Genomic DNA, 20,420 nt, shown 5'->3' on the forward strand with positions numbered 1-20,420 from the left:
GATTTCTCAACCGCTGTGAAAAATCACCATAATCTCGGTATGATAACGTGAGTATCGCATATTGGGTGTAACAAGCGAGCAAATTTGGTAGTTTATCCGTATCAAGCGGTGCTTCGACTTGAGCCCCATCTTCAATTCATCCAAGAATGTCCATCACCTGTGTTTATCAAAGGAGTCATTATGATTAGCCGTTTGATTGACCTTCTGCCTAGAGGCGCAGGTCAAAATATCTTACGGTCGCTCAGTTCGTCGGCCACTCGCAGATCTGCCGCCTATCGGTTTGCAGGTCTGTTTTGTATCGGCCTGGTCTCGGTTTTGGTCTTGAGTCTGGCTTTTGACAGTCATGCTGTTGCGGCTTCTGCCTCTGGCAATGTAGTCTCCCCTGTAGTAAGTCAGGTAAATCAGGTCAAATTGCCTAAAGACTCAACAATCCGGTTACTAGAAACGGTGGGACTGTTCGTGGGGGGCATACTTTTCTGTGTAGTTTTGGATCGCTGGTTTTCTAACCGTTCTGCTCATTCGGGCAACACACCCTTAGCTGAGCAAGCGCGGCGGCTCAAGCAACTCAAAATCGGTTATCCAGAGGGTATGACAAATCTGGAAGTCCTGCGCGCTCAAGGTTTGCTCGAAAGCCGTTTGCGACCATTTGGGCTGAGTGTTACTTGGACAAGCTTCTTATCAGCTTCTGCTCTGATAGAAGCACTGAGCAATGGGACGATCGATTTCTGCGGTGGCGGTGGTACGGCCAGCATCTTCTCGCAAGCAGCAGATCATGTGTTTGTGCGGGTGGCTAAAGAAAAATATACTGCTCCCAAAGGTCAAGCGATTCTAGTACCAGAAGATTCGCCAATTCAGACGGTTGCCGACCTGAAGGGTAAAAAGATAGTTTTTGACAAAGGCTCAAGCGCCCATTATGTGCTGGTGCGAGCACTGGCAAAAGTAGGATTAGAGTTTAGTGACATTGAGCCAATTTATCTGACCCAGCCACAGGCGCTGCCCCTATTCCGCGCGGGTGAGGTCGATGCTTGGGTGATTTGGGTTCCCTACACGACAACTCAAGTCCGAAGTGCTTATCCAGGGCGCTCGATTGCAGACTTAGAGAGCATCTTTGGTGACAAAGCCTCTTTAGAAGTTCCGACCTATTACTACGCGATTCCAGAGTTGGTACGCGACTATCCCGACTTGCTCAAGGTGATTTTAGAAGAGGTAAATGAAGCGGGAGCTTGGGCTAAGAAACAGGAATTAGAAGCTGCTGTGCGATTGGCAGAACACCATCAAATAAATCCATCCATTGTAGAAATTTTACAGCAACGTAGTGCCGAACGCGCTATTATCCCGATCGACGACCAATCGCTCACGGCCCTACAGCACCAGGCAAATATGTTTAGAGATTTAGATCTGATTCCTGAGCGGGTGAATGTGAAAGATGGAACCTATAGTTTGCAGACCAAGCAAAACTGGACTTATTAATCTGAGAATTATACTCGAGTGTAATTTTTGTCTGATATGACCTATGTTTTTTTTAGCACAAGTCGGTCAAATATCAGCTCTGTTTGGGTTTCCGGCGGGGTTGTCACTCCGCCATCGGCAAACCTACATCTTGATTAGCTGCATTGTCCGCATTTTGCCTAAAAAAAAGCCCTCAACTTTGTGAGGGCTTTGCGATGCCAGGAACGAGACTTGAACTCGTGACACGTGGATTTTCAGTCCACTGCTCTACCAACTGAGCTATCCCGGCTTGTTTTTTCGCGCTTTACTATCTTAGCAGACACATACAGAATTTAGCAAGCACTTTTCTCAATTAATTTTCGATCGCCCGGAACCGCCCGCCTGTAAGCTAAAAGCTGCAACCTAAAATCCAAAAATCGCAATGGCACAGCAACATCTGGACAGCGGGAGTAAGAGTCTGCTTGTCTTGGGCATAATTTGGCTGCTGGGGGCAATTAGCGATCGCCTCTGGTTTGCCCTCGATCGATCTGTCCCGGCGTGGGATCAAGCAGAATACCTGACTAGCACCCTGAAATACTTGCAGGCGTTGCAGCATCCTCAGTGGCTTTCCGGGGAGTGGTGGACAAACTTCTGGCTGCTTTCGACGAAAATTCCGCCCTTGGCATACATCTTAACGGTTCCGTTTCTTCAGGTTTTCGGTACTGGGGGCGATCGGGCAACCCTCGTTCATTTATTATTTAGTGCAATTCTCCTCGCCTCAGTCTACAGTCTGGGCGTCCAATTATTTAACAGGCAAGTCGGTTTGTGGGCCGCTGCAATTTGCGTTTTGTTACCGGGACTTTATCGGTTCCGCTTGCAATTTTTACTCGACTATCCCCTCACTGCTGCGATTACTTTTGCTTTCTATTGTCTGACAATGTGGAAGGCTTCTGAAGGAAGAAGTTCGGCAACGGATTCTGTAACGGATGTAACGGATGTAACCTATAGAACTCAGTTGGAGGAACGAACAAAGAAAAAGTATAAATTCTCCCCCTCCCATACTCCCTCACTGTCGGCGTCATCTTTCTTTTGGGCGATCGCCTTTGGAATTTCTCTCGGTTTATCAATATTAGTTAAACACACTACTGTATTATTTCTGTTTACCCCGATTGTGTGGCTGGCTGTGGGTGCTGTGCGACAAAAAGCTTGGGGGAGATTAGGTCAATTAACTGGTGCTTTGTTGCTGTCGGTAGCGGTATTTGGTCCGTGGGCGAAAACCAATTGGCTGTTAATTTTGACCGGGGGAAAACGGGCAACGCTGGATTCTGCGATCGCCGAAGGAGATCCGGCCCTCAATACGATCGACGCTTGGATTTACTACGCTCAACACTTACCCGAACACGTTTCTTGGCCTCTGTTACTTGTTCCCTTAGTAGGATTAATACTTTATTGGCGTCGCCGGCAAGATAGTTCGTCAATCTTACACCTCAACTCCTGTCAGTGGCTGGCTGTTTTCTGGGGAGGAGCTTATTTAATTAATTCTCTAAATATCAACAAAGACGACAGATATGTGATACCTTATTTGCCAGTTTTATCTATTTTCTTAGCCTACTGTTTAACGCTGTGGCCTTCTCGGTGGGGACGACAAATTCGCTGGGGTACAATTGGCTTGGCAATTCTGGCGATGCTGTTCCATATGTGGCCGCTGGGAGGTGTTTTTGGACATAGCTTAGTCCAAATTATCAGTCCCGGCAATTCTAACTATCCTTACTTGGGGAAAGAGTGGCCGCACCGAGAGGTAATTGCCGAAATTATTGATAGGGAACCTTATTTGCAATCTACTTTAGGCGTGTTGCCTTCGACGCCGGAAATTAACCAGCATAATTTGAATTTTTACGGTGCTTTAGCGAATTTTCAGGTTTACGGGCGGCAGGTAGGAACGAATTTAAAAGAAGTGCCGCAAGATGTGCGATCGCTCTCTTGGTTCGTAACTAAAAGTGGCCCGCAAGGTTCGATTCGCGAACGGATTAAAAAAGCTCAAAATGCCGCCGTAACCGCAATTGAAAAAGGCGATCAATTTCAGTTAGAAAAAACTTGGATTTTGCCAGATTATACTAATTTAAATCTTTATCGGAAGCGAGTGCAGCCTGTCGAAATACAGCCGTTGAATGAAGCGCGATCGCAAGTACAATTAGATCGAGTTACTGTCGCTGCAAAAGCCGTTCCCGGAGTCGCGCTGCCGGTTACTTATACTTGGTCTGGCCCTTGGCAGCAGTTGCAGTCTGGTTTAGTGTTGGTAACGTGGGAAAATCAGCAGTCTGGCGATATTCCACCGGGACAGACTTTCAGGATTTTACACGATCGCGCGATCGGCCAGGCGACTTTGCATCCGGGGATGCTGGAAGCGGATAAATTTGCTGTGGGGTTTCGAGTTGTCGATCGCACGGCGATGCTTCCTCCTGCTAATATTGCACCGGGAACTTACAATTTACAAGCTACTTATCTAAATCGTAAAACCGGTGAAACTTATCCGATTAATGTGCCGGCAGTTGGTGTTAAGATCGAGGCAGAGCCTCTGGATATGCGTTTCCAGGCAGAGCCTGGAAACGAGGATAATAAAGATAAGCCTGAGTTAGATTTGGTGACTCAATTGCGGGTGATGGCGGTTAATTTACCCAAAGGGTTGCCAGGTTTAGAACCCGTGTTCGAGCAGATTGGGCGCATCAATCAGTACGATCCAATTCAAGATTATACCGTGCAAGCGGAACAATCGTTAGAGTATCGGTTGCAGCAGGAACCAAATAATCTAGAATTGGCTTATGCTTTGGCATTTTCTAGAGTATTGCAGCAGAATGTCAAAAGTGCGATCGTCGCCTTAGAAAAAGTCACTCAACTAGACTCAAAAAACCCTTACGCTTACGCCTATCTCGCTTTCGTACACCTGTACGGCTGGCATCCCATAGCCGCTCAAACAGCCTTAAAACCTGCTATCGCTCTCAACTCCAATCTACCGGAAATTAGAGTTTTAAACGGTGTAGCCGCTCTGATGCAAGGTAATCTCATTCAAGCATGGCAAGATTTGCAATACTTAAAAAAACTCAAAATTTAACACTCCCTTTTATTGTGGCACGGGCGCCCCGCCTCTGCTTCACTTGTGCTTCCGAATCGGTAAAAAAAAGAAAACCAATGAACAAACCAAGAATTGTCTCTCTAATTCCCAGTGCCACAGAAATTGTAGCGCTTTTAGGATTAACCGACGCCATTGTGGGCCGTTCCCACGAATGCGACTATCCCCCAGAAATCCAAAATTTACCTGTTTGCACTCAGCCTAAATTCAATCCCGAAGGAACTAGCAGCGAAATTCACAACCGCGTAACAGAATTGTTGCAAAATGCCCTAAGCGTGTATAAAGTAGAAATAGATACTTTGGAAAAATTGCAGCCGACTCACATTATTACTCAAGCTCAATGTGAAGTCTGCGCTTGTTCTCTAACAGAGGTTGAACAAGCGGTAAGCACCCTGGTAAATAGCAAGCCGGAAATTATTTCTTTGCAGCCGAATCTGCTAGCAGAAATTTGGACGGATATTCAGCGAGTTGCTGATGCTTTGGGCGTAAATGGCAAAAGTACGATCGACCTTTTGCAGTCCCGCATCAATGCTATTATCTCCCAAACACAAGCATCATCTATTCTTACAACAAAAGAGAGACTTCCCAAAGTAGCTTGTATCGAGTGGATTGAGCCTTTGATGGCTGCGGGTAACTGGATTCCCGAATTAGTGGCAATGGCGGGAGGCAATTCGCTGTTTGGAATTGTCGGGGAACATTCCCCTTGGTTAAAATGGGAATCGCTAGTAGAAGCTAATCCCGATGTAATTATTTTCATGCCTTGCGGCTTTGATTTAAACCGCACTCGCAGCGAAGCAATGCAGATAAGTAAATACGCAGAATGGCCTAAGTTGCAAGCAGTAAAAACTGGGAAAGTTTACATAACTGATGGCAATTCTTACTTTAATCGGCCGGGACCGAGATTGGTTGATTCGTTAGAAATTTTAGCAGAAATTCTCCATCCCGAAATCTTCGATTTTGGCTATCGGAGTAAGGGTTGGCAGCCCTTTTTGTCAGTACCCGCAGCTAGCTAAAGCTTTATTTATATTAATTCTCAATTGCCTGCCATACAAATAAGGACACAACATTGTTGTGTCCTTATTTCGCCTTCATTTAACCGAATCTGACATCAATTGATGCAAAAACCGCTAGTCTTACTTCACATCAGGGGGCATCAGCACCTTGTCAATTACGTGAATAACCCCGTTGCTAGCTTTGATATCAGCTTTCACAACATTAGCGCCGCCGACAGTAACTTTGCCTGTGCTAACTGCCACCTTCAGCGAGCTCCCTTCAACACTTTTAACATCGCCGGATTTCAGGCTAGTAGATAAAACCGAACCCGGAACAACGTGGTAAGTTAAAATCTTAGTAAGTTTGGCTTTGTTTTCCGGTTTGAGCAAATTCTCCACCGTTCCTTTTGGCAAAGCAGCAAATGCCGCGTCAGTCGGAGCAAAAACAGTGAAAGGACCTTTGCCTTGTAAAGTTGTAACCAAACCTGCCGATCCCAAAGCCTTTGTCAGCGTCTTGAATTGAGTGTCGCCAGATGCAATAGCAACAATATCCTTACCAGCGGCAGTTGGTGCCTCTGAAGTGCCAGTTGGTGCCGGTGAAGCAGCGGTTTTCACCTTTCCTGGAACTTGTTGAGTTTGAGTTGCATTAGCAACATTGGTGTTGGAGGTGATGTGAGCCCAAGCCGGGAAACCAATCAACGCGCTAGCGCCGATTACTCCTGCGAAACCGGTCAGTTGTTTCATCCAGCTAGGTAAATTTTGATTTTTCATTTCGCTTGCATTTCCTTATGAGATAAAACAGTGAACATGAATTGTTATGTTAGCCAAATCTCGACAAAAGGCAAGGTTGCCAGAGGCTAAGATAGCAAGAAAATTCTCTTGCATCCCCGATCGACCAAAACTTCCTTACTATAACGCAAGCTAATAAATCTGGCATCAACCGTTAAATCTGTAACTCAAAACCTCAATCACCGAACCAGTTTGGGGTAAGTCAGCAGATTTGATCGAAATCGTGTCATTATTCACTCGGCGCACCGGCGTACCATCCATCAGCGCCAAGAATTCATCTAGCGGCACCAAATCGCACGCAGCAGCATCGGCGGCTTGGGTTTTGAAATGTGTCGGAATCACCATCTTCGGTTTGAGAAGTTGCAAAGTTTGCTTCGCTTCCGCCGGAGTGTAAGCTTTGGGCCCGCCGCCCACGGGAATCAGCACTACATCGGGCCGCCCGATCAAGATTTGCTCTTCAATGCCGATCGGGCCAGCAACTCCGCCCAAGTGTAAAATCTTAACGCCCGCTTGCTGCCACAGCCAAGCCACGTTGACCCCAAATCGCCTTCCTCCCTCACGGTCTTTTTCCGTCCGAATCCCTTGAATCCGCAGCCCGTTAGACCTGTAAGCCCCTGGCTCGTACAAAAGGCCGGGATTGCCCGCAAATCCGTCGATCGCTCCTTCATCGAGCAATCGGCTGCTAATCAGAATCAAATCTGTTTGCACTTTAGGAGAGCGATAGCCTGCGGTACAGCCTAGGGGGCGAAAAGGATTCACCAGCACCCTCGCACCGCCTCCGGCGAACAAGAAGCAAGTGTGGCCCAACCACTGAACCGACAAAGAATCAGCAGTTTGAGCTTGATAGCTTTCCCATCCAGATGGTAAACCAGTTGCTAAAGCTGCTAGCAAACCCGTCTGTGCGTAACGTATTAATTGTCGCCGTTTCATCTTGTGGTTGGGGTTGTCGGGTGTTGGTCGTTTGTTGTTATACCACAAAACACAGTCAGTCGATTTTAGATTTTAGATTTTAGATTTTAGGTTTACTTGCAGCATTGAATCTAGAATCTCGAACAGGAATCTAAAATTTGGGGTTCACCACGACAGGAATGGGGGGCTTGTATCCTTTTTGGGGCGGTTCAGGTGCGAAAATGTGTACCCTACTCTCACCGTAAGGTGCTATAAGAGCGAGCCCTACAAATTCATAGAAATTCAACTAAAGTCTTTCCAAGAAATTTCGCAATAATTGCTTTCCGGCGGTCGTCAAAATACTTTCCGGGTGAAATTGTACACCTTCAATGTGCGGATATTCCCGGTGTCGCACACCCATAATAGTTCCGTCTTCAACCCAAGCGGTAATTTCCAAAACTTCTGGACAACTCTGCTTTTCAATTACCAAACTGTGATAGCGAGTTGCAATCATCGGCGATTCCAACCCCTGAAAAACTCCGACTCCTGTGTGTTCTACCTGAGAAGTTTTGCCGTGCATCAACAGGGGTGCAGAAACAATTTTTCCGCCGAATACTTGACCGATACTTTGATGTCCGAGGCACACGCCTAAAATTGGTAAAGTCGGACCCAATTCTTTGATTAATTCCAGAGAAATTCCCGCATCTTCCGGCCGCCCCGGGCCTGGAGAAATCACCACGGCGGCAGGCTGTAATTGGCGAATTTCTGCTAAAGAAATTTGGTCGTTGCGGTAGACTTGCACTTCGCTTGCTACGGGCAACTCAGCACCGAGTTCTCCTAGATACTGTACCAAATTGTATGTAAAACTGTCGTAGTTATCGATGACTATAATCACGGGTTAAGTTAGATTTTAGGTTTTAGATTTTAGATTTTAGGTTAACTCGCTGTCTGAAAGCAAGGGTTTCAAGATTTTAGATAGATGCCGAAGATAAAAATAGCTGCAATATAGACGAATAAAACTAAAAATCTCAAATTGGTCATCTAAAACCTAAAATTTGCCATCGCCCAATAAGTTACTAACGGGCGATCGCAATTTGAACGACTGCCCACAAAGGAGGCACCAGAAGTGCAGTACCGACGATGAGCGCAGCCATTGCCGATACCAGAACCGCTCCGGCACCGCAGTCTTTGGCAATTTTGGCTAGTTCGTGGTAGGATTGCCCGACTGTCAAGTCTACCACCGATTCGATCGCCGTATTCAACAGTTCCATGGCTAAAACTATGCCAATGGTGACGCCGATCACAGATATTTCTACAGGTTTCAGTTGCAAAAATAGCCCTAGTCCGATCGCCAAAGTGCCTATAACTGTGTGAATCCGAAAATTGCGCTGAGTTTCAAAAGCATAACTCAGACCCCCCCAAGCGTATCTAAAACTCGTAGCTAAGCTAGATGCGATTTTCCAGGACAGCTCTCGGTTGTATTTCAAGGCTTTTTTAGGCTCGTGGACTGTCTGGCTAGAAGAGTCTTGAGGCATGGGCAGAAACTGTGCGACTTGTGATGAAATTGAGGGTCTATCTAGTGTCATAAAGAACCAACTTTAATTTACAGAGATGAATGAAAGCTAAACTTTTCAAATTAACTTCATCAAGTCTAAGTAACTTTTCTAAGTTTTTACTAAAGTTCTGGTTTAATTTCAGAAAGTTATGTTGGGCTTGACATGATTTGTTAAATAACCATCAACTTCAGTTATGCTGTTTGGATCGTAAGACCGATCGCCCGCAGCAATGTTTCCTGTCGATCGAGCATTTGAGTCAGACTTTCTTCATCCGGGTGATCCCAGCCCAAAAGATGCAGAAAACCGTGGGCTGCTAGCCAAGCTAGTTCGGTCTTCAGGGGATGTCCTTGCTGCTGGGCTTGTCGGTTAGCTGTATCGATCGAGATGACGATATCACCCAAGTATAGGGGTTCCGATGACTGCATTTCCGCTAGCTGAGGACAGTCTACCTCTAAAGCTGCGAAAGCTAGTACATCGGTCGAGCGATCGAGCTGGCGGTACTGGAGGTTGAGGGCTTGCATCTCCGTATCGGCGGTTAAACGCAGACTGACTTCGTAGCCCGGGGCCGCTGGCACATCCGCCGCCTGTTTTTCCAGCCAAACGCTGAACCAATTTTCCCAGGTTTCGGCTGAAATCTCCCCGCTGGCTGCACTCTCAGGGAGGTTGGAAGCGTCGGCTGACTGCTGGGCGATCCCGTAACAGTCTTCGACGTTCACCTCGATTAACATTTTTTTGCTCTCCTGTCAAGGCATATATTCAATTTCTTTACAAATTCCAATTGCGCGATCGAACGGCAGGGGATTTTGCTGTTGCTGGAAAGATACAGTAATCTGTTAGAGATTGCAACAGGCAGGCAGAACAATCAGCTTAACTCCCGATTAAGAAATATCAAAAACATCAACAGAAATTAGAGGCTGATTGTTGACATCCCCGATTAAGAATTGAAATAGCGATCGAGAAAAGCCAAACCGACGAGCACGCCTAAAAGTCCGGCGGCTGTCAAGGCAAAATGAAACAGAGAAGTCGCCCGCTTGCGAACCATATTCCGCATCGCCAGCTTGACATAACTCGGTGGAGGTGCAGTGTTTGTCGGCGCTGTCTGGGTTTCGGCGGACTCTTCGGAGGCGGGAATTGCTGAGGGAGGTTGACTCATAAGGGTTAGTTTAGAAGGTTAACAGAGAGGCTGCCGAGAACAGACTCGCCCCGATGGTAACAAATATGTAACGTTTTGTGTAGGTGTTTTTAGTTTTTTGAGCCTCGCCACCCTATATTTTTGTAGGGGCCGGTTCGCCGACATCAAAAACCACCAAAAATTATCATAAACCCGCCCCATACCAGGGAAGAATCTACTTTCCTTATCCCTTTAACCCTCTTTCCCGCAACAAAGCATCCGCCCAAGCAGCATCTGATTCTGAAAGCGGCGGAACTGTATCGCAACTGTAATCGATCGTAAAATCATATCCCGCGCGATCGTATACTGTATTCAGCAACGCCTGCAAATCCACGATCGGCTCGACATCGGGCGATCGCAAAGGCAAAGGAAAAGACGGAATGGCATCTGAGAGATTAAACAAGTATAAATCTGCCAAGGGTCTTTGATTTGCCCGACTCACTAAAATCCGATAACTAGCTGCAATATTATTTTCTAAAATAGGCAGAGGTTCCCAACCCCGCAACAAGTCAATTTCAACGAAATGAGTGCGACTTCCGAACACCTTATCTCGCTTTTCTTCATACATTTCGCGCCCTTTACCCGGACGTTTATTTGCAGGTGAAAGCACCTCAATCACTGTCACAACTTCCTTAGCGGTCATATCTATAACCTCTAAATACCCTTCTCTAACCTCCTCTGACATGGGTAATGTAACTTTCAAAGGTACGCTAGTTAGTGCGGCGACAGCGGCATTAGAGGTAATTGAATTTCTGGGAGTGGGATTGCGCTGAATAGAAACATCAGGAATCCCGACTAACAGAGATTGTTGCCCCTTAATTTCATAAATTCGCTTTTCAATTGCAATCCGGTATTTTGGCACCAGTTGAGGAACCAATGACTCCTGAATCATACCAATCAGCAAGTGATGGACTTCTGACCAAAAATCAGGATGTTCTAAATAAGGATTCATCCCAGGAAAAGGATTAGGCATGAGCGTACTTTCCCTTTACCACTACTATTTTAGCCGCTAGATTAGAAAAACGCAGACAATATCAAACTATCATCTGCGTTAATCCGCGTGCATCTGCGGTTAAAATTCCCTAAAAATCGCCGTAACTACTAATCGCCCCCTGCAACCTCCCAATCACTTCATCAACCGAAATCGCCCCCAACTCCCCAGAAGCCCGAGTCCGAATATTCAAACTATTCGCCTCAACCTCCTTCGCACCCACAACACCCATCACCGGAATTTTATCCTTCTCAGCATTGCGAATCAACTTGCCCAAACGCTCGCTATTCTCATCAGCTTCAGCGCGAATATTGAGCGCCTTCATCTTCGCTGCCACTTCCTTCGCAAACGGTAAAAACTCCGCGCTGACAGGCAACAACCGCACCTGAATAGGTGCTAACCACAGCGGAAAATCCCCCGCATACTGCTCGATCAAAATCCCGATCAAGCGTTCCAAGGAACCGAAAGGAGCGCGGTGAATCATCACCGGACGCTTGCGAGTGCCGTCTTCAGCAACGTATTCCAAATCAAAACGTTCTGGCAAATTGTAATCTACCTGAACTGTTCCTAATTGCCATTCTCTATCCAAAACATCTTGGAAAATGAAATCGAGTTTTGGCCCGTAAAAAGCGGCCTCCCCAATTCCCTCAAAATAATTCATTCCCAAAGTTTCCACCGCGCGGCGGATTGCACCTTGAGCCTTTTCCCAAGCTTCATCGGAACCGATGTATTTCTCTAAATTGTTCGGATCGCGGAAACTCAAACGCGCCTTAAAGTTTTTTAGTTGCAGACTCTTGAATACTGACAGAATCAAATCCACCACATTTAAAAATTCTGCATCCAATTGTTCCGGCGTTACAAATAAGTGGGAATCATCCACCGTAAAGCCGCGCACCCGCGTTAAACCGCCCAATTCTCCCGATTGTTCGTAGCGGTAAACTGTGCCAAATTCCGCTAAGCGCATCGGCAATTCTCGATAGGAACGCAATTCGCTTTTGTAAATCTGAATGTGAAAAGGGCAGTTCATCGGTTTCATGACAAAACCCTGTTCGTTTGCTGCCGCTTCTTCATCCTCCGCCATCAGCGGAAACATATCTTCTTTGTATTTTTGCCAGTGTCCAGAAATTTTGAACAAATCTACTCTGGCGATGTGGGGAGTCACAACTTGCAAATAGCCGCGCTTGATTTGTTCTTGTTTCAAGTAATCTTCTAAAATACTTCTCAAAACAGTGCCTTTCGGCGTCCACAAAGGCAAACCCGGCCCCACCGGATCGGCAAAGATAAATAAGCCTAATTCTTTGCCTAATTTGCGGTGATCGCGCCTTAATGCTTCTTCTTTACGGTGTTTGTATGCTGCTAATTGTTCGGGAGTTTCCCAAGCTGTGCCGTAAATGCGCTGTAACTGAGCTTTGGTTTCGTCGCCGCGCCAGTACGCGCCTGCTAGGCTTTCTAGCTCGATCGCCTTTGGATTCAACTCACTGGTATTTTCTAAGTGAGGCCCGGCGCACAAATCCCACCATTCCTCGCCCAAATGGTAAAGAGTAATTGGTTCGATCAAACCTTCTAAAATTTCTAATTTGTAAGGTTCGTTAATCTCCTTAATTCTGCGTTCCGCTTCCTCGCGGCTGACTTCTTCCCGAATTACAGGCAATTTACGGTTGATGATTTTGATCATCTCTTTTTTAATGGCTTTTAAATCCTGTTCCGTAAAAGGTTCGGGAGTGTCAAAGTCATAATAGAAACCGTTTTCAATCCAAGGGCCGATCGTTACTTGCGCCTTGGGAAATAACTTCTGCACCGCCATCGCCATAACGTGGGAGGTGGTGTGGCGAATTTTTTTTAGTGCCTCCGACTCACTCGTGCGGGGCAACTCAATCTTAACGGACTCTTCTGGAGGGGACATGGATTCTGAGCTAGACATCGGCTGAATTAGCAATTAATTTAGTTGCAGTTGCTTCTATCTTACTCAGATTGGGACAGCAAGCACCGACTTCCGGCTGGGGGACACTCCGGGAAATTACAGCAACGGTCCGTCAGGGTTGCGACGTTTAGTACGTCCCGCACTCCGACTCTCAGAAACCGGGTTTTTTACTATTTGGGTGCGCTTTAACCCGTCTTGCCTGAAAAAACCCGTTTTCTAACCACCCGTGAGCTCGCAAACTAATTCGGCAGGATTTGGGGATTTCGACTCAAAAATCGCTGCTGACAAAATTAAATTTATTCACACCCACCTGCTAATTGTTGTTAAATCATTGAATTTTTGTTAAAAATATGTTACAGATTGTAAAGACCGTCTAAGATTATAATAAATAAATAACCCAATTTTGATCCATGCTTAATTCCAACTTGCCCGAATCAGAATTGCTCAAAGCTTTACTGGAACCGCTGTTAGAGGATTTCAATTACTGGTTCGAGCGATCGGCAAACCTCTTAGAAACTGAGGAAATTCCTTTTCTGAGCGGCGAAGAGCAATCTGACTTGGTGGCGCGAGTCAAACAGGCTCAGCAAGAAGTAGGCGCAGCTCAAGCTCTATTTCAAGCAACCGGAGGTCAAGTTGGGATTGAAACCGCAGCACTAATGCCGTGGCACAGACTTCTCGCCGAATGCTGGCAAGTATCGGCGCGTTTTCGCTCATTGCAGTCAGCTCCCCCTGGAAAATAAAAAGGCCTGTTCAAGTTCAACCCGCAGTCAAATCCCAAACCTTGGGAAATGTGGCCACCCACTTGACAACCTCAAACCGATTTCCAGTTAATAAGTTATTACTTGCTGAAACACATTTGTAAATTGCTGTGTGGCTGTTTAGCCCGGAGGAGAAAATAATGTTGCACCTGCTTTATATTTTAGCTTTTACCGTTCTAGCCTTTCTGGCAGTCGGTAACTTAATCCGCAGTCTAGTCACCGTAGGTATGGAGTCTCAGCGCCCTCAACAATTCAGGGCAAATAATCACTACGCATCCTATCCTCGCTCTCAATCTGTACCGCATCCAGAACTTTTAGACGAACACGGAAACGTTGTCAATGAGCCGCTGTTAGTGATGCGTTCGCTGACTGTGCAAGACGCCCGCGAACAATTAGATGCTCTCTACAAATCATCTCCGGGCGGCAACGACGAAGGGGGCGAACTAGCCTGATACAACCACAGCCACAGCATTTATACTCAGGCGCTATGCCTCAAAAAATATAGGACTTACACCCTAGGTGTCCGAAACTCTTTTTCTTCATAGATTTTTGCTGAAAATCGTTTCCGCTGGCATCGGAACAATCATTTTCCGAGTTCAGTGCGAGCTTACGATATCGCGAGGATGCTCGCACTCTCGGTATCATTCCGCATCTAACCAGATTGGATATAAGTCCTCAAAATAATAGGCCGTTAGTTTTTAACTAATGGCCTATTATTTGTGATTTTTGAAAAAAGTTTAATTGCCGATTAGCCAGAGCGATCGCCAAAAACCGGTTCGCCAAAAACCTATACTGATGGCACTGATATCAAATACCTCAAGAATAGTATAATGCAAGAGATCAGCAAGCGGTGCCTAACAAGTCTGAATGGTGAGAGTGCTAACACCCGAATCCAAGCCTGAATAGATGAGTTAGCGTCAAAACCTAGAGGTAAAAACAGGTGACTTTGGGATGAACTCAAGGTCTTGGAGGGATACCTCTGCTTAGATTCGTCTAAGTGCTATTGCTAGCATGATATGACTTAAACAGTCGTGTTATGCCGCATAAATGTATCAGATACTGAAAAGGGATCGCTCTAAACCTCCTATCGATCCTGTGTTGTCATCGGCAAAAATGCACGTTTAAGGCTAGATGATCGTCCCTATTTCGCTACTGGCAGAACTTCTGCAAGCTTTGCCCCAACTGCGGGCACAAATTTATTTCAAATCTTCCATGACAGCTTTGTCTCACGCGATGGAAGATTTGGTTTTGGCGGGTTCAGACGACGAACCGCTAGTCATTGCAAGCTTTCAGCGAGAGCGCTTCTACCGCCAGGAAGCTCACCGCTACCGACGAATTGCCTCACGTTCCTCTCAGGTATACGTGCTGGCAGCACCGGAAACAGACTTTAAAAATGCTTCAGAGTGTCACGAAACTGTTGCGTTTGCACCGGAAGACGGATTAAGTAAAGAGTGGCACTTAGTGGTACTGGGGCAAAACTACTCAACTTGCCTGATTTGTCAAGAAAAAATTGTGCCGATCGACAATCAAGACGATCGCGGGCCGCAGTTGATGGATCAAGCTCGCAGATTTGAAGGAATTTGGACGTTCGATCGCGAGGTAAGCTCCAAAGCTGCCGCATTGTTGCTCGATAGAATTGTCAAATATCGCCCGGAATTGGCCGAAAAGATCGATCGGGCGCGAACTACCTACAATCTGATCAAAACACCGAAAAAAACGCGGAAATCCGCCGCGAACAAAGCCGCAAAACCAGACAAAAGTGCGCCAAAAGACTCAAAAATTCCCAATCCGCAATTGAGCGACGCTTTTGCCGAACGCTTAGTCACCTACTTGCAAGCAGGCCAGCACAAATTGCTCAAAGCATACAGCGCCATCGCCGCTCAGGAACGCAAAGAACGCCTGGTAAACTTAATTACCACGGCAATGCGGCAGTCTCTCAACCCACAAGAAATCGTCGAAGTCGCAGTGCAAGAACTCGGCACTGCCCTGTCGGCAAGCCGATGTTTGATTTATCGGTGCAAAGCCACAGATGTGGGGGTCAAAATCGATCGCGAGTTTTTGCGTGCGGGCGCTAGTTCCATGCTGGATCAGACTTGGCTGTTGCAGGAAAATCAAATATGGAGCGACGCGGTGGCGCGGCAAGAGCGAGTTTACATCCAAGACACATCACAACACCCGCTGATTGTCAATACACAATTCCTGGAAAAAACTGTAAAAAATTGGCAAATTGTCTCTTGGTTAATGGTGCCAGTGCTTTATCAGGGGCGGGTTTTGGGAATGGTGGAAATGCACCAGTGCCGATCGGTTTTGCCTTGGGAAGAAGACGAAATTGCATTAGTAGAGGCGATCGCCACCCAACTCGGAGCGGCCTTAATTCAAGCCGAAACCTACGCTCATTTAGAAGAACTCAACCAACAATTAGAAGCATTAGACCGCACTCGCAGCAATCTAATTGCCATCACCGGACACGAACTCCGCACTCCGCTTTCTACGATTCAAGTTTGTTTGGAAAGTTTGAACTCCGAACCAGATATGCCCGCAGAATTGCGGCAAATCATGTTAGAAACTGCCCTCGGTGATGCCGATAGAATGCGGAAACTTGTGCAGGATTTCTTAACTCTTTCTCACTTAGAAAGCGGGCGAGTTCAATGGAATGTAGAATCGCTGACGCTGCAAGAATGCGTTGATTTGGCCCTCAGCAGCGTGCGATCGCGCACGGTCGATCAAGAGTTACCAGAAATTATCGCCGAGGTGTCCGCAGATTTGCCTTTAGTACAAGCTGACGGAGAGTGGTTGGTGGAGGTGCTCTCCAAACTGTTAGACAACGCTTGCAAATTCACCACACCTCAAGGAAGCGTGACAGTGCGAGCCAAATGCAACGGTTCTCGGATGGTGGAAGTGCTCGTAGCTGATACGGGGAGGGGAATAGAGGCTAATAGTTTAAAAGTAGTGTTCGATCGATTTTATCAAGAAGAAGGAGCTTTGCGCCGCAGCGCCGGCGGTACCGGTTTGGGATTGGCAATTTGCAAGCAGATTGTTGCTGGCTGGGGGGGGAAAATTTGGGTAGATTCCGCAGGAAAAGACCGAGGAAGTGAATTTCACTTTACTATTCCCACTGTTGAAAATCAATTGACAAGTGTTAACTCATGACTAATCACTAATGATTAATTACTAATGACTGCAAACTACCCCTCAATCTATCCTACATTGGAATACCGATCGCAAACTCTATTCCACCTTCTAGCGATGACAAACATTTCCAAGTTCCCCAATGTTTTTGAGTTACTATCTGATAGCCAATAGCCAGTCCAAATCTCGTACCTTGGCCTTCTGCTTTAGTTATAAAAAATGCCGGAAACAATTTTGCTGTGGCTGATATCAAATCTGTTAGCAGCGGAATTATTTCTATCTCTCTTCTCGACTTTTGCGTGAATCTGCGTCAATCCGTTGTCATCTGCAGTTAATACATTCTCTTTTTCTGAACCGCAGATGAGGGCAGATCGACACAGATTAACGCAGATGAATTCTATCTATTTCGGTTGCCATATCCGTGATTGTTGCCCGTTGACTGGATTATACAGTTCCGATGCTACCGGAATTGATATGATTCCGGCATTTCCAGTCCGCTGTCAGCAATGCGAATCAAAATCGTGTGTATTATTTCCGGTTTTTTCAGGTAATGAAAATACTTGCTTAAAGTCCTGGCACAAAGTTAAAAAAACGGGTTTTTGAGTGTCAGATCGCGCAAGTATCGATCGAGTTAATCGATCGACCGAGACACGATAGCACAGAAAAGTTTTCACAAAACCAGCCTCGGCTGCTACACCCTCAATCCTCACCCTCAATCCTCACCCTGTGAGATCAGCCTTAAAGGTGATGTGACCGCGCGGTGTTCAGCTTTAGAATCAAAGCAGATTCAGGATGCGCTTGCCGTATTAAAGTCGGTTTGGCGACAGAATACCTAGGGAGGCTGCCGAAAATTAATATCAGTTTAAAAAAAGAATCCAACTGTAGATAAGCTACAAACCCCGATAGTAATCAGTCATGCCGAATCTCAAATCTAAAATGGTGTAAGTCTCCTGTCCACAAGTCGTGAGATGGTAAAAGTCGCTCGAATCTGTTGAGGCACTGCCGACACCAGTGTTGATTCGTAAAAATTTGAGAATGCAAATGTTTCGCCCGGAAAAAGTTTTTTTCCAGAAGAATACTCAAACCTAGAGGTTAGGAAAATCGATTATGTCACCTACAACCCAGATGAAATCTACTCAACCTATGGCCAAAAAGCCACAACTACAATTAGGTTCTGAAGGTAAAGCGGTATTGGAACTAGAACAACTGCTAACCAAGTTGCAAGTTTATCGGCATCCTGCTAAAGGAATTTTTAACAAAGCAGTTGAATTTTCTGTGAAACTGTTTCAGTTTCGGGTTTTCTTGTCGCCGGATGGTATTGTCGGGCCGCTGACTTGGCAGGCGCTTTATACTGGTGCTCCAGTTAATATGCCGGTACTCAGATTGGGCAGTTCTGGGGATGCAGTCGCTACTGTTCAGGAAGTTCTCAAAATTTCCAAGCATTATGGCGGTAAAATTGACGGCGACTTTGCTACTTTGACGGACAAAGCTGTTCGGGCATTTCAAAAAAGCTTTGGGATTGAGGCCGACGGGATTGTCAATCAAGAAACTTGGACTGCTTTGAGCCAAATTCCGCGTGGCTATGACCCTAATTGGTTCTTGACTTAGAGTTGGCGCGGTAAATTGTTCGATCGTGTGTGGGGGGAAATAGGGGGAATGTGCGATTATTCGGGTGCCTCACAAGCACCAGAATAATTGCTGTTTTTTTTTTGATTATTTTTTCGGGATTCGTGCTGCCTAATTCTGTTTTCTAGCTTTGGTGAAAATTACCAATTATCAATTATTAATTACTAATTATCAATTATCAGAAAAGATCGATCGCCAAAAAACTGTTAATTTTCCTTACAATTTCGAGAACAGCGTGCAGTCTCGATGATACGATGCCGTAAAAATCCTTTGGATATATCTATGGCCGAACAACTTACTGGACAACCCCCAATCTTCGGCGGCAGCACAGGCGGCTTGCTGACCAAGGCGCTAGTTGAAGAGAAGTACGCTATCACTTGGACTAGCCCCAAGGAGCAGGTGTTTGAAATGCCTACGGGTGGCGCTGCGATTATGCGTCAAGGCGAAAACTTGCTGCATCTGCCCCGGAAGGAGCAGTGCATCGCTTTGGGCGGCCAGCAACTGCGGGCTAAATTCAAAATCACGAACTACAAAATTTACCGCGTGTTTCCAGACGGTACTACTGAGTACCTGCATCCCAAGGATGGCGTGTTCCCTGAGAAGGTGAACGAAGGTCGTCCCTACAACGGTAAGATTGACCGCAATATTGGCAGCAATCCAAATCCGGCTAAGCTGAAGTTCAGCGGTAAGAAGACTTTCGATCCTTAGACCATGACTGCATGGCTGAGCAACACATAGGTAATATTCCCTGTAAGGCTCAGCTTGTAAACTTGTTTTTGCAGTAGTATTCTGGCGCAGCAGGCTAAGCCCGCAGCGCCAAAATACTACTGCAAACTTCTAATCTTATTAAAAGTTAATCGTTAAATTAAAAATGAATGTCGTAATCAGGCGAGCGCAGCCTTCTGATATCGATGTTTGCGCTGGCATTACTTATGAAGCTTTTAAAGATATTGCCGATCGCCATCAATTCCCTACAGATTTTCCGACGCTGGAGTTTTCAACTGAAATTATTGGTCTTCTGATCGAAAGTCCGGTATTTTTTGGCATAGTAGCCGAGAGATCCGGTGCGGTTGTCGGCTGCGGGTTTATGGACGAACGCAGCCCGATTCGCGGTATCGGGCCCGTCAGTGTCGATCGCACTTTTCAAGGCCGCGGCACGGGACGGGAAATCATGAAAGCCTTACTGGAACGCGGACAGGACGCTGTAGGCATCCGTTTGGTTCAGGAATCTTTTAATATGGCGTCCCTGTCGCTGTACGCTTCTTTGGGTTTTGAGGTGAAGGAACCTTTCGTGTTAATGGAAGGGAAGTTTCGCAGCCAGCCGCAGCATGGGTTTGAGGTGCGACCGATGGCTAGTGAGGATGTTGAGGAATGTGCGGCTTTGTGCGAAAAACTGTGCGGGTGCGATCGAACTTCGGAGATTGAAGACGCCCTGAATTACTTTTCTCCCTTCGTTGCTTGCCAGCAAGGTCGGATTGTGGCTTATACTTGTGCGGTGTCTGCTTTGGGCCACAGCATCGCCCAAACCGAGGCAGATATGCAGGCTTTGCTCTTGGGTGCTGCTGCGTATAGTCCCGGCGAATTGCTGGCTTTTCACTTGCCGCTGAGGTACGCAAGTTTGTTTCGCTGGTGCTTGAAAGAGGGGCTGCGCGCCCTCAAGCCGATGGCGGTGATGGCAGTTGGCGAGTATCGGCCGCCGGAGGGATGTTGCTTTCCGTCTTTTGTTTATTGAACCTAAGACGGTTAGGACGCTTTTAATCGCTGAAATTATTGCCGGGATTGCATTTTCCTTATTCTTTCTTTCTTTTTCCTTCTTCCTTCTGATATATATGATATTTCCCGATTTCTCACAATTTTCGGAACTGGCGAAACAAGGCAATTTTGTACCCGTGTATCAAGAATGGGTTGCTGATTTGGATACGCCGGTGTCTGCGTGGTATCGGGTTTGTGCGGGTCAACCTTACAGTTTTCTGCTGGAGTCGGTGGAAGGTGGAGAAAAACTTGGGCGTTATAGTTTCTTAGGGTGCGATCCGTTGTGGATTTT

General features: G+C 46.4%; 17 protein-coding genes, 1 tRNA gene and 1 pseudogene. 10 read left to right on the forward strand and 9 right to left on the reverse strand.

What is annotated here, in order from left to right; all coding sequences use genetic code 11:
- Positions 1 to 321 precede the first annotated feature (321 nt).
- Entirely contained in the window at positions 322 to 1,470 is a 1,149-nt protein-coding gene (locus QUA45_RS10795; protein ID WP_333220657.1) for an aliphatic sulfonate ABC transporter substrate-binding protein, read from the forward strand.
- Positions 1,471 to 1,665: 195 nt separating this feature from the next.
- Here the strand turns inward: QUA45_RS10795 and QUA45_RS10800 are convergent.
- Positions 1,666 to 1,738, reverse strand: a tRNA-Phe gene (locus QUA45_RS10800).
- A gap of 132 nt (positions 1,739 to 1,870) precedes the next feature.
- On the opposite strand from QUA45_RS10800, the gene QUA45_RS10805 reads away from it, so the two are divergent.
- Positions 1,871 to 4,537 carry a phospholipid carrier-dependent glycosyltransferase gene (locus QUA45_RS10805; protein WP_333220659.1) on the forward strand — a complete coding sequence of 889 codons (2,667 nt, stop codon included), beginning with the start codon at positions 1,871 to 1,873 and terminating at the stop codon, positions 4,535 to 4,537.
- Positions 4,538 to 4,614: 77 nt separating this feature from the next.
- A complete protein-coding gene (locus QUA45_RS10810; RefSeq protein WP_333220661.1) occupies positions 4,615 to 5,568 on the forward strand; it encodes a cobalamin-binding protein in 954 nt (317 codons plus the stop codon).
- Positions 5,569 to 5,688: 120 nt separating this feature from the next.
- On the opposite strand, the gene QUA45_RS10815 is transcribed toward QUA45_RS10810, so the two are convergent.
- From QUA45_RS10815 to thrS, 8 genes are all read right to left on the reverse strand, one after another.
- A complete protein-coding gene (locus QUA45_RS10815; RefSeq protein WP_333100824.1) occupies positions 5,689 to 6,318 on the reverse strand; it encodes a fasciclin domain-containing protein in 630 nt (209 codons plus the stop codon).
- Between the two features lie 165 nt (positions 6,319 to 6,483).
- On the reverse strand, positions 6,484 to 7,266 hold the full coding sequence (locus tag QUA45_RS10820) for an MBL fold metallo-hydrolase (RefSeq protein ID WP_333100822.1): 783 nt from the start codon (positions 7,264 to 7,266) through the stop codon (positions 6,484 to 6,486).
- Positions 7,267 to 7,531: 265 nt separating this feature from the next.
- Positions 7,532 to 8,119: an aminodeoxychorismate/anthranilate synthase component II gene (locus tag QUA45_RS10825; protein ID WP_333220663.1), complete on the reverse strand. Its 588-nt coding sequence runs from the start codon at positions 8,117 to 8,119 to the stop codon at positions 7,532 to 7,534.
- A gap of 181 nt (positions 8,120 to 8,300) precedes the next feature.
- Positions 8,301 to 8,810, reverse strand: a complete 510-nt coding sequence (locus tag QUA45_RS10830) for a diacylglycerol kinase family protein (protein ID WP_333100821.1) — start codon at positions 8,808 to 8,810, stop codon at positions 8,301 to 8,303.
- A 161-nt stretch (positions 8,811 to 8,971) separates the two neighbouring features.
- Positions 8,972 to 9,508, reverse strand: coding sequence for an rRNA maturation RNase YbeY (gene ybeY / locus QUA45_RS10835; RefSeq protein ID WP_333220665.1), 537 nt, complete (start codon positions 9,506 to 9,508; stop codon positions 8,972 to 8,974).
- A 206-nt stretch (positions 9,509 to 9,714) separates the two neighbouring features.
- A complete protein-coding gene (locus QUA45_RS10840; RefSeq protein WP_333062727.1) occupies positions 9,715 to 9,933 on the reverse strand; it encodes a DUF3285 domain-containing protein in 219 nt (72 codons plus the stop codon).
- Positions 9,934 to 10,135: 202 nt separating this feature from the next.
- The gene (locus QUA45_RS10845; protein ID WP_333100817.1) at positions 10,136 to 10,924 is read right to left on the reverse strand and encodes a DUF4058 family protein; all 789 of its coding nucleotides are present in this window, start codon (positions 10,922 to 10,924) and stop codon (positions 10,136 to 10,138) included.
- Between the two features lie 109 nt (positions 10,925 to 11,033).
- Positions 11,034 to 12,863: a threonine--tRNA ligase gene (gene thrS / locus QUA45_RS10850; RefSeq protein WP_333220667.1), complete on the reverse strand. Its 1,830-nt coding sequence runs from the start codon at positions 12,861 to 12,863 to the stop codon at positions 11,034 to 11,036.
- A 410-nt stretch (positions 12,864 to 13,273) separates the two neighbouring features.
- Here thrS and QUA45_RS10855 point away from each other — a divergent pair, with 410 nt between their 5' ends.
- The 7 genes and pseudogenes from QUA45_RS10855 to QUA45_RS10885 form a co-directional block, all read left to right on the forward strand.
- Positions 13,274 to 13,603 (forward strand): DUF2605 domain-containing protein, encoded by a 330-nt coding sequence (locus tag QUA45_RS10855; protein WP_333100813.1) that lies wholly within the window; start codon positions 13,274 to 13,276, stop codon positions 13,601 to 13,603.
- A 158-nt stretch (positions 13,604 to 13,761) separates the two neighbouring features.
- Positions 13,762 to 14,073 (forward strand): DUF2973 domain-containing protein, encoded by a 312-nt coding sequence (locus QUA45_RS10860; RefSeq protein WP_333068140.1) that lies wholly within the window; start codon positions 13,762 to 13,764, stop codon positions 14,071 to 14,073.
- 679 nt (positions 14,074 to 14,752) lie between these two features.
- Entirely contained in the window at positions 14,753 to 16,771 is a 2,019-nt protein-coding gene (locus QUA45_RS10865) for a DICT sensory domain-containing protein (RefSeq protein WP_333220669.1), read from the forward strand.
- A gap of 1,086 nt (positions 16,772 to 17,857) precedes the next feature.
- On the forward strand, positions 17,858 to 18,358 hold the full coding sequence (locus QUA45_RS10870; protein WP_333100146.1) for a peptidoglycan-binding protein: 501 nt from the start codon (positions 17,858 to 17,860) through the stop codon (positions 18,356 to 18,358).
- 300 nt (positions 18,359 to 18,658) lie between these two features.
- Positions 18,659 to 19,084 carry a photosystem I reaction center subunit II PsaD gene (locus tag QUA45_RS10875; protein WP_333100147.1) on the forward strand — a complete coding sequence of 142 codons (426 nt, stop codon included), beginning with the start codon at positions 18,659 to 18,661 and terminating at the stop codon, positions 19,082 to 19,084.
- Positions 19,085 to 19,247: 163 nt separating this feature from the next.
- Positions 19,248 to 20,108 carry a GNAT family N-acetyltransferase gene (locus QUA45_RS10880; RefSeq protein WP_333220671.1) on the forward strand — a complete coding sequence of 287 codons (861 nt, stop codon included), beginning with the start codon at positions 19,248 to 19,250 and terminating at the stop codon, positions 20,106 to 20,108.
- A gap of 97 nt (positions 20,109 to 20,205) precedes the next feature.
- Positions 20,206 to 20,420: pseudogene (locus QUA45_RS10885) on the forward strand (anthranilate synthase component I); the annotation flags it as partial.

Origin of the sequence: Microcoleus sp. Pol12A5 (assembly GCF_036701435.1) — a bacterium.
GTDB lineage: Bacteria > Cyanobacteriota > Cyanobacteriia > Cyanobacteriales > Microcoleaceae > Microcoleus.